General features: G+C 64.6%; 9 protein-coding genes. 2 read left to right on the top strand and 7 right to left on the bottom strand.

The features are described 5' to 3' along the window. The first annotated feature begins 165 nt into the window (after positions 1–165). Both ACP7BV_RS13355 and ACP7BV_RS13350 read left to right on the top strand, forming a co-directional pair. Positions 166–555, top strand: coding sequence for a hypothetical protein (locus tag ACP7BV_RS13355; protein ID WP_426104395.1), 390 nt, complete (start codon positions 166–168; stop codon positions 553–555). A 152-nt stretch (positions 556–707) separates the two neighbouring features. Further along, the gene (locus ACP7BV_RS13350) at positions 708–3,617 is read left to right on the top strand and encodes a VIT domain-containing protein (RefSeq protein ID WP_426104393.1); all 2,910 of its coding nucleotides are present in this window, start codon (positions 708–710) and stop codon (positions 3,615–3,617) included. A gap of 103 nt (positions 3,618–3,720) precedes the next feature. Here the strand turns inward: ACP7BV_RS13350 and ACP7BV_RS13345 are convergent, their stop codons facing one another. From ACP7BV_RS13345 to ACP7BV_RS13315, 7 genes are all read right to left on the bottom strand, one after another. Next, positions 3,721–4,758 carry a hypothetical protein gene (locus ACP7BV_RS13345; protein ID WP_426104392.1) on the bottom strand — a complete coding sequence of 346 codons (1,038 nt, stop codon included), beginning with the start codon at positions 4,756–4,758 and terminating at the stop codon, positions 3,721–3,723. After that, positions 4,745–5,329 carry a sigma-70 family RNA polymerase sigma factor gene (locus ACP7BV_RS13340; protein ID WP_426104390.1) on the bottom strand — a complete coding sequence of 195 codons (585 nt, stop codon included), beginning with the start codon at positions 5,327–5,329 and terminating at the stop codon, positions 4,745–4,747. The genes ACP7BV_RS13345 and ACP7BV_RS13340 overlap by 14 nt, the downstream gene beginning before the upstream one ends. 215 nt (positions 5,330–5,544) lie before the next feature. Then, entirely contained in the window at positions 5,545–6,954 is a 1,410-nt protein-coding gene (locus ACP7BV_RS13335) for an efflux transporter outer membrane subunit (RefSeq protein ID WP_426104388.1), read from the bottom strand. Beyond that, complete coding sequence (locus ACP7BV_RS13330; RefSeq protein ID WP_426104387.1) at positions 6,954–10,130, bottom strand: efflux RND transporter permease subunit; 3,177 nt, start codon at positions 10,128–10,130, stop codon at positions 6,954–6,956. Before ACP7BV_RS13330 ends, ACP7BV_RS13335 begins: the two co-directional genes overlap by 1 nt. Before the next feature lie 4 nt (positions 10,131–10,134). Then, a complete protein-coding gene (locus tag ACP7BV_RS13325) occupies positions 10,135–11,337 on the bottom strand; it encodes an efflux RND transporter periplasmic adaptor subunit (protein WP_426104386.1) in 1,203 nt (400 codons plus the stop codon). A gap of 143 nt (positions 11,338–11,480) precedes the next feature. After that, positions 11,481–12,329, bottom strand: coding sequence for an alpha/beta hydrolase (locus tag ACP7BV_RS13320; protein ID WP_426104385.1), 849 nt, complete (start codon positions 12,327–12,329; stop codon positions 11,481–11,483). Beyond that, positions 12,326–12,514, bottom strand: a complete 189-nt coding sequence (locus ACP7BV_RS13315; RefSeq protein ID WP_426104383.1) for a hypothetical protein — start codon at positions 12,512–12,514, stop codon at positions 12,326–12,328. The genes ACP7BV_RS13320 and ACP7BV_RS13315 overlap by 4 nt, the downstream gene beginning before the upstream one ends. Positions 12,515–12,565: the final 51 nt, after the last annotated feature.

Raw genomic sequence — 12,565 nt, 5'->3', positions numbered from 1 at the left:
GATACCATCAGTCTATGACTGGCATCGGGGACGCACCGTACGCCAGCTAACCGAGCACTATTTCAAAATTTCCAAATAACATGTCAACCGAAGGTGTGGGGCCTGCGTTTGTATCCTTGCAGCACATATAAAACGCAACGCCATAAACCAATCTAAGGATACATCATGCAAAAAGTCATCGCAGTTTTGATCGCAGGCCTGTTCGCAACTTCCGCATTTGCAGCTGATCCAGCGACCCCGGCAAAGGCTGCCACCCCAGCGGTCAAGGCAGTGCCTGCTGCTCCAGCCGCTGCTGTTGTCAAAGCTGAAGTCAAGGCTGACAAAGCTGTCGCCAAGGCCGATGCCAAAGAAATGAAGACCGATGCCAAGGCCGACGCCAAAGTCGCTAAAGTAGCCGCCGACGCCAAGGGCGACGTCGCAGTTGCCAAGGCCGACGCTAAAGTTACCAAAGCCAAAGCCAAGCGTAAATCGGCAAAAGCCAAAGCAGCCGCAGCCGCTGACAAATCGTCCGCGATGGTCGATGCCAAGGTTGACGCAGCAGCCGCAGCCAAGTAATTTCAGTCCGGCAGTACCGAACAAGGGGCGGGTCTCGCAAGGGACCTGCCCTTTTCGCTTCGCTAGTCCAAACGGGCGTCCGTTTTAACCCCTTTATTGGCGCAGTCACGTTTCATCAGTAAGCCGGACGTTCCGGCAACCTGGAGAGACCCATGCTGACGCGCTATTTCACCCTCATCCTCCTGTGCGCGAGCACCGCATTGGCGCAACCGGCCACCCATCCGGCCCAGCGCGTGCGCGCGCCACTCATGACCCTGGCCGACAAGGCCGCCACACCGATTGAACTGCAGCGCCTGGAGATCAGCGCCGACATCAGCGGCGGCATGGCCGAAACGACAGTGCGGATGGTCTTTTTCAATCCGAATCGGCGCCGGCTCGAAGGCAACCTGCAGTTCCCGCTCGCCGACGGCCAGCAGATCACCGGCTTTGCGCTCGATATCAAGGGCGACATGCGTCCGGCCGTACCGGTCGACAAGGCGCGCGGCCGGGAAGTGTTCGAAGCGGTGGCGCGGCAACGGGTCGATCCCGGCCTGCTTGAAGTCACCCAAGGGAATAACTTCAAACTGCGCGTCTATCCGATTGAGCCGCAGGCGGTGCGCGTCGTCGAACTACGCTACAGCGAAGCGCTGGTGCGGCGCGCCCAGGCGTGGGCCTACAAGCTGCCGCTGGCCTACGGCACGGTGCGCGACCTTGACCTGAAAATTCGGGTCAATGACAGCGCTGCGCCGCCGCAAGCCTCTGGCGCGCTGGCCGGCCTGGCTTTCGAGCAGGTTGGCAACGGCTTTCAAGCGCGCGCCAGCCGCACGCGCTTTTCCACCGACGGCGCGCTCGACATCGTCACCCGCGCAAGCGCCGAACCACGCGTGTATCGCCAGCAGCTTGGCGACACCGCCTGGTTCGTAGCCGATATTCCCGTCAAATCGGTACGCGCGGCGCGCACCGCCCCGCGCGTCATCGGACTGTTGTGGGACAGTTCAGGCTCCGGCGCCAACCGCGCCGTGGACGCTGAACTGGCCGAACTGGATCGCTACCTGACAGCCCTGAATAACGTGGAAATTCGCCTGACGCGCCTGCGCGACCGACCGGAAGCGACACAAACGTTTGCTGTACGGGGTGGCAACTGGAGCCAATTGCGGCGCGCGCTTGAGACAACAGTGTACGACGGCGCCACTGCGCTAAACGACTGGAAGGTCGACCCGGCAGTTAACCAGTACCTGCTCTTTAGCGATGGCCTGTACAACTATGGCGGCGCGCGCTTCCCCCAACTGGCGGCGCACCAGCAGCTGTTTGCGCTCACCTCGTCCTTGGCCGCCGACAGCGCGCGCCTGGCGGCGCTGGCCGAGCGCCAGGGCGGCCAGTTGATTGCCATCGACCGGGCCGCGCCCGGCGCGGGGGCGCAAGCACTGCTGTTCCAGGAAGCGCATGTCGATAGTATCAGCGCCACCGGCGCCACCGAGATCGAGATGGACTCGCATACGGTGCGCGGCGCGATGCTGCGCGTGGCGGGCCGCGTGCTCTCGCCGCAGGCTGCGCTGACGGTCACGCTCGTCAATGGCGGCAAGCGCGAGACCATCGTCGTGCCGCTGCCGGCCGATGCGGTGCCGCATCCACGTGCTGGCGCCATGTGGGCCAGTTTTCGCTTGCGCACCCTGGAAGCGGACTTCGAAGCGCATCGCGGCGAAATTGCCCGCATCGGTCGCCGCTTCGGCATTCCGACGCGCGAAACGTCGCTGATCGTACTCGAAGAGGTGAGCGACTACCTGCGCTACGGCATCACGCCGCCCGCGCAGCTGGTGGCCGAGTATGAGCGCCTGCAGCGCGCCGCAAACGAGCAGCGCGCCGGCCAGCGCCGCGATCACTTCGCGCGCGTGGTGCAGGGGTTCGAAGAGCGCAAGACGTGGTGGGAGCGCACCTTTGCGGCCAACCGGCGCAAGGCGCCGCCTGTTGCAGGGGCAGCCCGGCTTGAAGCCCAGCCATCGATGGAAGCCTTTCTACCAATGCCGGCGACGGCGCCCCCACCGCCGCCACCTGAATCGGTAGTGGTAACGGCGCGCCGGTCGATGGCGCTGGCAATGGCGCCGCAAGAATCGCAAAAGGCGGCGGACAGCGGTACTCGGTCAAACTTCGCGGCTGCCGGAAAAATAGCGCCGTCGATCGGCATTGCCTTGCGCAAGTGGGAAGCCAATGCACCCTACATGGACCGCCTCAAGCGCGCCCCGGCTGACCAGGTGTACCAAGTCTATCTGGACCAGAAGGCCGACTATGCGAACAGCAGCGCCTTCTTCCTCGATGCGGCCGATATCCTGGCCGCCCGCGGCCAGGCTGACCTGGCGCTGCGCGTGTTATCCAACCTGGCCGAAATGGACCTTGAAAACCGCGCCGTGCTGCGCATCCTGGGCTACCGCCTGCTGCAGGCCGGCCAGCCGCAACTGGCCGTCCCCGTGTTCGAACAGGTGCAGCGTATTGCGATGGAAGAGCCGCAATCGTTTCGCGACCTGGGCCTGGCACTGTCCGCAGCGGGCCGCCAGCAAGAAGCCGTCGACATGTTCTACGAAGTGGCGCTCAGGCCGTGGCATGACCGTTTTCCCGACATCGAATCGATCGCACTGGCCGAACTGAACGCCATCGTCGCCACCAGCAGCCACAAGCTCGACACCAGCCGTATCGACCCGCGCCTGCTCGCCAGTTTGCCGCTGGACCTGCGGGTGGTGATGACGTGGGACGCGGACAACACCGACATGGATTTGTACGTCACCGATCCGACCGGGGAACGCTGCTCGTACCAGAATCAACTAACGGCGCAAGGCGGGCGCATGACCCGCGACTTCACCGGCGGCTACGGTCCGGAAGAGTTTTCGCTGCGGCGCGCGCGACCGGGCAAGTACAAAATCGAAGCCAATTTCTTTGGCAGTCGCCAGCAAGTCATCGCCGGCGCGACGACGCTGCAAGTAAAGCTGTTCAGCCAATTCGGCACGGCACGGCAAAGGGAACAGTTAATTACCTTGCGCCTGAAGGAAGCCAGCGAAACGGTGTTCGTCGGGGAGTTCGAGGTCAAGCCCTAAAGCGAGAAGAGGCGAAAGTCCTGCCGCTTTTCCACCGTACAGTAACCATACGTAGGCCGGAAAAGCGCAGCGCATTGCGCCATGCTCCGCCAGCGCCGCATTTTTATTCCAACCGGGACCTGATTTCCTCAGGCACCGGATAATGCGGATACACCTCCCGAAACGCCTTCCAGTCAGCCACAGCCTCCGCCTGCCGCCTCTGGGCGAGGAGGTTCTTGATGCGCTCGAGCCAATCACGTTCAGCCATCACCCCCGTCGGCGCTGCCGGCGCGGCGACCGCTGGCGCTGCCGGCGCAGCCACCACAGGCCGCGCCAGCTCGCGCGCGACATCAGCGCCCGCAGCGTCCACCCGGTTGCGTCGTCCCGAAACCGAGACAGTAACCGGCGCTGACGGCTTGAATTCCTGTTTCGCCATTGGCGCCGGCGCTGCGCTGTAATTGAACACGGGCGGCGTGCGTGGCGCCGCGCGCGCGTACTCCTCGAGCGGCAATGCGGGAATGGAAGCTTTGTCGGCCATTTCAGGCGGAGCGCTTTTGGCCGGCGGAGCAGGAGCAGGTGCCGGAGCAGGCGCAGGCACAGACGATTCAGATACCGCCGTCGGCGGCGGTGGCGGCGACGGCATGTCCGCCTTCACCCGCGGCGCCGCAGCGGCTGGTTTTTGCGCCGGCACCGGCACCGGCTCCAATACCGGCGCCGCAGCACGCCGATCATCCCGCGCCGTCACCTCTGGAGTCGGAGCCGTCGCCTCTGGAGCTGGGGCCGTCGCCTCTGGAGCCGGGGCCATCACCGCTTCGGACTGCGCAGGAGCGGGGGCCCCGCCCTGGTGCAAGTCGGCCGACGCTTCATACGCCTGCTTGGCGAACACCCCGACCAGCACCGCTGCGGCGATCCCCGCCGGCATGCGCCAGCGCCATCCCAGGCTGCGCGCCAACTGCGGCGCGGCAGTGCTGTCACCGCTGTCGTTGGCCGCCGCTGGCCGCGCCTCCTGCGCCATGGCCGCGCGCGCGCTGGCAAGAATCGCAGCATCGAGGGCCGCGCTCGGAGCCGGCTGCGCAAGTGCCTGCAGGCGGCGCGCAAGGTCGTCCTCGCCGCTTATAAAAGCGTCGAATAGCGCGTCGTCGCTCATGTCATCCTTGTTCACTAAGGCTCCCCTCGCGCAGCCGGCGCATCGCATAGCGCAAGCGGCTTTTGACTGTTTCGACCGGCGCGGCTACGATGGCTGAAATTTCGTCCAGGCTCATGCCGCTGAACTGCTGCAGCACGACCGCTTCCTTCTGCTCGCTCGGCAAGGCAGCCAGCGCCATATATAAACGGTCGTTGCGCTGCTTTTCGTCGAGCGCGGCGTAGGGCGTCATCACTTCGTGCGCGGTATCGGCCAGGCTGTCGAAAACGTCGCGGCCATCGGTGCCGGTGCCCATGTCGGCGGCCAGCAAAGGCTGCTGCTGGCGCACCAGGTCGAGCAGGCGGTTGCGCGCAATCTGATACAGATAGGTACGAAAGGTGGCCTCGGGCCGATAGCGTCCGCGGGCGTGATGCAGGTTGGCCCAGCTGTCCTGCACGACTTCGTCGACCCAGTCGGCGCGCGGCGAACGCCATGCCACGAAGCGGTACAGGCCGAGGCGGTGACGACCATACAGTTCCTCGAACGCGCGCAAGTCGCCTTCGCGGTAACGGATCATCAGCTCTTCGTCGGGAATGGGTGTGGGCGGCATGTAACGACATTGTAGGGTGCGCCATACCAAACCGCAATCGCAGGGGGCAAAACTGTTTCATGACTACGATTATCGGCCCAATCCACCAAAAGCCGCGCACCAAACGCACCTGCCTACCAAACCGACGCGCGGTCAAAACCAAGACGGGGTCAGACCACTTTTGCGATTCGGCAAAAGTGGTCTGACCCCGGTGTTTCTTGACTGGTGCTTAAGGGCTATTTAAGCGCGACCTGGTCCCAGCCGCCGCCAAGGGAGCGGATCAGCGCCACGGTCGTCACCGCGCGGTCGCCGCGCAGCAGCACTTCGCTGCGTTCCACCGCCGCCAGATTGCGCTGCGCGTCGAGCAAGTCGAGATAGCTCGAACGACCGGCACGGTACAGTTTTTGCGCCAGGTCCGCCGAGCGCCGCGCCGACACCACTGCCGCATCAACTTGTTCGGCCTGCCCCGCCAAAATGCGCAGCCCGGCCAGGTTGTCCTCGACTTCGGCGAACGCCACCAGCACGTTCTGGCGATAGGCGGCCACCGATTCCTCCAGCACCGCTTCGCTGCGCGCGATATTGGCCTTGTTGCGACCGCCGTCCAGGATCGGCAGCGACATCACCGCCCCCAGCACCCAGGAATGCGCGTTCCACTTGAACAGGTTCGACGCGCTCGCCGCATCGGTTCCCAGGCCGCCATCGAGCATCAGCGACGGAAAGCGCGCCGCCTTGGCCACGCCAATGCGCGCATTCGATGCCACCATTGCGCGCTGCGCGGCGACGATGTCGGGCCGGCGCTGCAGCAGCAGCGACGGCACGCCGGCCGGGATCAGCGGCAAGGTGAGCGTTTCAGGCAAAGGCCCCGCCGCCGCGCTGAACATGGCAGCCGGCTTGCCCAGCAAGACGGCCAGCGCATGCTCGGTCTGCACGCGCTGGCGCTGCAAACCAATGGCTTCCGCTCTCGCATTGGCCAGCTCCGTTTTGGCGCGCGCCAGATCGAATTCGCCAATGTCGCCATTGTCGAAGCGGCTTTGGTTGACCTTGACGCCTTGCGTGCGCAAGTCGACCGAACGCGCCAGCGTTTCAAGCTCCGCATCGGTGGCGCGCAGCCTGAAGTAGGTCTGCGCGACATCGGCCTGCAGCGACAGCAGCACGGAATGATACTTCGCGGTCGATGCCGCGGCATCGGCGCGCGACGCGCTGACGTTCGCGCCAACGCCCCCGAACAGGTCGACCTCGTAGCTCGCGCTCAACCGGGCCTGGTACTGGGTTGCCGCGTTCACCCCGTCGGCACCGGTGCGCCGCGCGCCCAGTCCGGCGCCCAGCTGCAGGCTGCGCTCCGACTCGGACAGGCCGGCCAGCGCCCTCGCCTGCTTGACGCGCGCCGCCGCCACCGCCAGGCTGGCGTTGGCCCTGGTCGCCTCGTCGATCAGCGCGGTGAGCGCCGGATCCTTGAAGGCCAGCCACCACTGGCCGCGCTGCTGGGCGTCGGCCGGCGCGGCCAGTTGCCATACGCCGCTGGCTGCGGCCTCCTTGTAGGCCGCCGGCATCTCGAGCGGCGCTGGTTTCAACACGGGTACGGTGGAACAGGCCACCAGCAGCAGCGCCGCCAGCAGGGGGGCGACCCGTTGTGCAATGCGGTTCATCAGATGGCTCCTTCAATGATCAATTTTTGGGGCAAGGGAGCCTTGCGCTCCATGCGCTTTGCAAAGGTGCGCAGCAGGACGTAAAACACGGGCGTGAGGAACAGGCCGAAGAACGTCACGCCGAGCATGCCGCCAAACACCGCCACCCCCATCGCGTGGCGCATTTCGGCGCCCGCGCCGCTGGAAAACACCAGCGGCACCACGCCCATGATGAAGGCGATCGACGTCATCAGGATCGGACGCAGACGCAGGCGGCAAGCCTCGAGCGCCGCTTCCACCACGCTGCGGCCATGGTCTTCCAGCTCGCGCGCAAATTCGACGATCAGGATCGCATTCTTGGAAGCCAGCCCCACCAGTACGAACAAGGCAATCTGGGTGAAGATATTGTTGTCGCCGCCGGTCAGCTTGACGCCCACCAGCGCGCACAAGATCGACATCGGCACGATCAGGATCACCGCCAGCGGCAGCGTCCAGCTTTCGTACTGCGCGGCCAGCACCAGAAACACCAGCAGCACGCACAGCGGAAAGACCAGCACCATCGTATTACCCGACAGGATTTCCTGGTACGTCAGGTCAGTCCATTCGAACGTCACGCCCTTTGGCAGTACTTCGGCAGCGATTTTTTCCAGCGCCGCCTGGGCCTGGCCGGACGACACGCCGGGCGCGGCGCCGCCATTGATATCGGCCGATACATAGCCGTTGTAACGCTGCACGCGGTCCGGGCCATAGCTGTCCTTCACCCGCATCAGCGACGACAGCGGAATCATCTCGCCCTTGTCGCTGCGCACCTTGAGCTGGGCGATCTGGTCGGCCTGCGAGCGAAACTGCGCGTCCGCCTGCACCCGCACCTGGTAGGTGCGCCCAAACTGGTTGAAATCGTTCACGTACAGGGAACCGAGGTTGATCTGCAAGGTCTGGTAGATCGTCGCCAGCGGCACGCCGAGCTGGCGCGCCTTGACGCGGTCGACGTCAGCAAACAGCTGCGGCACATTGATCTGGAAGCTGGAGAACACGCCGGCCAGCTGGGGATTTTGCCAGGCCTTGGCCTGCAGTGCCTGCACGCCCTTGTACAACTCATCGTAGCCCACGTTGCCGCGGTCTTCGACCATCATCTTGAAGCCGCCGATGGTACCCAGGCCATTGACGGGCGGCGGCGGGAACACCATGATGAAGGCGTCCTGGATGGCGCCCAGGCGCTTGTTGATTTCAGCGGCGATTTCCGGTCCCGACTCGCCTTTGCCCTTGCGCTGGTCGAATGGCTTGAGCGACGTGAACACGATGCCGGCGTTGGGGGCATTGGTAAAGCCATTGATCGACAGGCCCGGAAAAGCGATCGACGATTCCACGCCCGGCACCTTGGAGGCAATGTCGGACATGCGGCGGATCACGGCTTCGGTCCGGTCCAGCGACGCCGCGTCGGGCAGTTGTGCAAACCCGACCAGGTACTGCTTGTCCTGGGCCGGCACAAAGCCGCTCGGCACCGCCTTGAACATGAACACGGCGCCGATCGCCAGCAGCGCATACACGGCAACGGCCGCGCTCTTGCGCTTGAGGACACCATTGACGCCGCTCTCGTAGCGGGTCGAGGCGCGCCCGAAGAACCGGTTGAACCAGCGGAAAAAGCCGCCGAACACCTTGTCCATGCCGCGCGTGAGGGCGTCTTTCGGCGCGTCATGCGGCTTGAGCAAGGCGGCGGCCAGCGCCGGCGAGAGCGTGAGCGAGCTGAATGCCGAAATTACGGTGGAAATGGCAATCGTCAGCGCGAACTGGCGGTAGAACTGGCCCGACAAACCAGACACGAAGGCAATCGGCACGAACACGGCGCACAGCACCAGCGCGATGGCGATGATCGGGCCGCTGACTTCTTTCATGGCCTGCACCGTGGCGTCGCGCGGACTCAAGCCCGATTCGATATTGCGCTCGACGTTTTCCACCACGACGATGGCGTCATCGACGACGATGCCGATCGCTAGCACCAGGCCGAACAGCGACAGCGTATTGATCGAAAACCCGAACGCCAGCATCACCGCAAAGGTGCCGATGATCGACACCGGGACCGCCACCAGCGGGATGATCGAGGCGCGCCAGGTCTGGAGGAAAATAATCACCACCAGCACCACCAGCGCCACTGCCTCGAGCAGCGTCACCACGACCGCCTTGATCGATTCGCGCACGAACTGGGTGGGGTCATACACGACCTGGTAGTCGACGCCTTCCGGGAAGTCCTTGGACAGGCGCTTCATGGTGGCGCGCACGTCGGCCGACAATTGCAGGGCGTTGGCGCCCGGCGCTTCAAACAGGGGAATGGCGGCTGCCGACTTGTTGTTCAGCAGTGCGCGCAGCGCATACGAGTTGGCGCCCAGTTCCAGCCGCGCCACGTCGCGCAGATGCGTCAGTGCGCCGTCTTCGCCGGTGCGCACGATGATGTCGCCGAACTGTTCGACCGTCGTCAAACGGCCCTGGGTATTGACGGTCAACTGGAACTCGGCTCCTTTGGAAGGCGACGCGCCGACCACGCCGGCCGCAACCTGGACGTTCTGCTCGCGCACTGCCGCGACCACGTCGCCGGCAGTCATGCCGCGCGCCGCCACTTTTTGCGGGTCGAGCCAGATGCGCATGGCGTAGTCGCCCGCGCCAAAGAGCTGCACCTCGCCCATGCCCTGCAGGCGCGCCAGCTGGTCCTTGATGTTCAAAACGGCGTAGTTGCGCAGATAAGTGTCGTCATAGCGACCGCTTGGCGAGACCAGGTGCACGACCATGGTCAGGTTGGGCGAACTCTTGACGGCGGTGACGCCAATCTGGCGCACTTCCTCGGGCAGGCGCGGCAAGGCGCGCTGGATGCGGTTTTGCACCTGCGACTCGGCCTTCTCGACGTCGGTGCCGACCTTGAAGGTGACGGTCAGCGCGAGCGAGCCGTCGGACGTCGATTGCGACGACATGTAGAGCATGTTTTCGGTGCCGTTGATCTGCTCTTCGAGCGGCGCGGCCACGGTTTCGGCGATGACCTTGGGATTGGCGCCCGGGTACTGGGCGCGCACCACCACCGATGGCGGCACCACGTCGGGATATTCAGACACCGGCAGCTCGAAAATGGCGAGCAGGCCGGCGACAAAGATGATGATCGACAGGACCGCCGCAAAGATCGGCCGGTCGATGAAAAAGCGCGAAAAATTCATGTTCTTATTCCTTGACTGCGGCAGCAGCCAGTTTGATTGCGCCCTTGGTGTCGGCGTCCATCGCAACGATCTGCGCGGTCACCGGTGCGCCCGGCTGCACCCGCTGCAGGCCGTTGACGACGATTTTTTCACCCGGCTTGACGCCGCTGCGCACCACGCGCAGGCCATCGATCACGGGGCCGAGCGTCACGGCGCGGTATTCGGCGGTGTTGTCGGCCTTGACCACATACACGAATTTGCGATTCTGGTCGGTCCCGACGGCGCGCTCGCTGATCAATACGGCTTTCGTTTGCGCGCCGTCCGCGCCGCCCAGTTGGACGCGGGCGAACAGGCCCGGCACCAGCGTGTTGTCGCTGTTGTCGAACGTGGCGCGCATGCGCACGCTGCCGGTCTTGGCGTCGAGCGTGTTGTCGACAAAGTCAAGCTTGCCGCTGTGCGGGAAGCCTTCTTCATTGGCCAGGCCCACCTTGACCACGACCGGTGCACCTTTTTGCGACACGCGCGCCAGGCGCAGGTAAGTGTCTTCGTCGCCGTCAAAGCTGGCGTAGATGGGATTGTTCGACACCACCGTCGTCAGGATCACGGCGCCGTCCACCAGGTTGCCGGTGGTGACTTCCGCTTTCGAGACGCGGCCATTGATAGGCGAGAGCACCCGCGTGTAGCTCACGTTCAGGCGCGCAGCTTCAAGCGAGGCCTGCGCGGCGCGCACATTGGCGTCAAGTTCCTTCAGGCCGGACGCTTTTTCATCGAACTCGCGCTGGGCGATGGCCTTGTCGGCCAGCAGCCGTTCGGCCCGTGCCAGTTCCAGCTTGGCCAGGTCGGCGCGCGCGCGGGCCGAACCGGCCGCCGCTTCGGCGCGGCTGGCCTCGGCCTGGAATGGCCGCGCGTCGATCACGAACAAGAGGTCCCCTTTCTTGACGAGGCTGCCCGGGGTGAAGTTGGACGAGACCACAAAGCCGCCCACGCGCGAGCGAATGTCAACCCGCTCCACCGCTTCCAGCCGGCCCGAAAACTCCTCGGTTTCAGTGACCTGGCGTTCGATGACGGCGGCGGCGGTGACCGGCGGGGCCATCGGCGCCGATGGCGTGGCCCGGCTTTCATCGCAGCCCGACAGCGTCAGCGCCAACCCGGCAAGCGCCAGCGCGGCGATGAGCGGGCGACGTAGTGGAGAAATTCGCGGAGCAATTCGTGAATTAACGTCTTTCATGAGATTCCTTGTTTTATTGAATATTTTTAATGATGAAGACGACAAAGCGTCCGCGCCGCAAACTGCGGGCGAATAGGGTCCGTACGCTGCACCGAGGGTCTCTCAGCGCAGCTGCACGGGTTTAACTGGTACAGCGGAGTTGACTAGGAAAGAACCGGAATTTCTTCTTCCAGGGCGACCAGGAATTTGCCGATTTCCTGGAGCGCGGCCGCCTGGCAAGCGCATTCATTGCGCGCCGCGGCGTCCGGCAGCGGCTCGGGATTGAGCCGCTTGATGGTGGTGGTGACGCCGCTGGCGCTCAGTTTGGCGCCGTATTGTTCAGCTTCGTCGCGTAATGGATCGTCTTCGGCCGATAGAATCAGCGCCGGCGGCAGGTTTTTCAGGCGGCTCGATTGCAAGGGCGACGCATACGGGTGGCTGCGGTCGGCGGCGTTGGGCAGGTAGCCGCGATAGCTCGCCGCGCACGCGCCGGCCACGCCGGCCACGCCGGAATCAACCGGTACTTCGCGCATCGAGCAGGTCGACAAGCCCGGGTCAAGCATGGGCATGACCAGGATCTGGCCAGCGAGCGCCGGACCGCCGCGGTCGCGCGCCATCAGGGCCGCCACCGCAGCCAGGTTGGCCCCCGCTTCAATGCCGGCCACCACCAGGCGCTTGCCGGTCCAACCCAGCTTGGTCTTGTTCTTGCGCACCCACGCCAGCACCGCATGGGCGTCTTCGACCGCTGCCGGGAAAGGCCGTTCGGTCGCCAGCGTGTAGCACGAGGCAAGCACCAGATGCCGGGTCGAGCAGCAGGCCAGATGGCGCAGAAATTCGTCCGCCTCGTCAAGGTCGCCACCTACGAAACCACCCGCATGAAAGAACACCACCAGACCGTCGCGCCTGGCCTTGTCGGCGCCGCCGCGGTACAGGCGGGCAGCCAGGGCGCCTTCGGCGCCGGCAACGTCAATGTCGCGCAGTGTCAGCTCGGCGGGATTCATGGGCGCGCTCATTTGCCCGCGTCCTGGCCCTGGCCGGAACCCATAAGGTCCCCGAACAGGTCATGTGCAAGTGCATCAAAACCGGCGCTTTGCGAGCGTGACGCTTGCTGGTACGGGGCGGTATAGACGGTACCGAAAGCGGTCAGGGCCGCCAGCGTGAGCGCCGCCACGACAAACAAACCATTTTGAATACGCATACGACACCCCTTCCCGCTTTGTTGTTGACTGCATCTCTTGAGCCAGTACAG

Origin of the sequence: Massilia sp. TSP1-1-2, assembly GCF_049896185.1 — a bacterium.
Classification (GTDB): domain Bacteria; phylum Pseudomonadota; class Gammaproteobacteria; order Burkholderiales; family Burkholderiaceae_D; genus Telluria_A.
The sequence above is the reverse complement of the archived record's forward strand: the minus strand, read 5'-3'. Positions and strand labels throughout refer to the sequence as shown.

Coding starts and splice junctions, on each gene's coding strand:
- ACP7BV_RS13350 (WP_426104393.1), top strand. CDS start 708: ATGCTGACGCGCTATTTCACCCTCATCCTCCTGTGCGCGAGCACCGCA.
- ACP7BV_RS13330 (WP_426104387.1), bottom strand. CDS start 10,130: ATGAATTTTTCGCGCTTTTTCATCGACCGGCCGATCTTTGCGGCGGTC.
- ACP7BV_RS13315 (WP_426104383.1), bottom strand. CDS start 12,514: ATGCGTATTCAAAATGGTTTGTTTGTCGTGGCGGCGCTCACGCTGGCG.
- ACP7BV_RS13335 (WP_426104388.1), bottom strand. CDS start 6,954: ATGAACCGCATTGCACAACGGGTCGCCCCCCTGCTGGCGGCGCTGCTG.
- ACP7BV_RS13325 (WP_426104386.1), bottom strand. CDS start 11,337: ATGAAAGACGTTAATTCACGAATTGCTCCGCGAATTTCTCCACTACGT.
- ACP7BV_RS13340 (WP_426104390.1), bottom strand. CDS start 5,329: ATGCCGCCCACACCCATTCCCGACGAAGAGCTGATGATCCGTTACCGC.
- ACP7BV_RS13320 (WP_426104385.1), bottom strand. CDS start 12,329: ATGAGCGCGCCCATGAATCCCGCCGAGCTGACACTGCGCGACATTGAC.
- ACP7BV_RS13355 (WP_426104395.1), top strand. CDS start 166: ATGCAAAAAGTCATCGCAGTTTTGATCGCAGGCCTGTTCGCAACTTCC.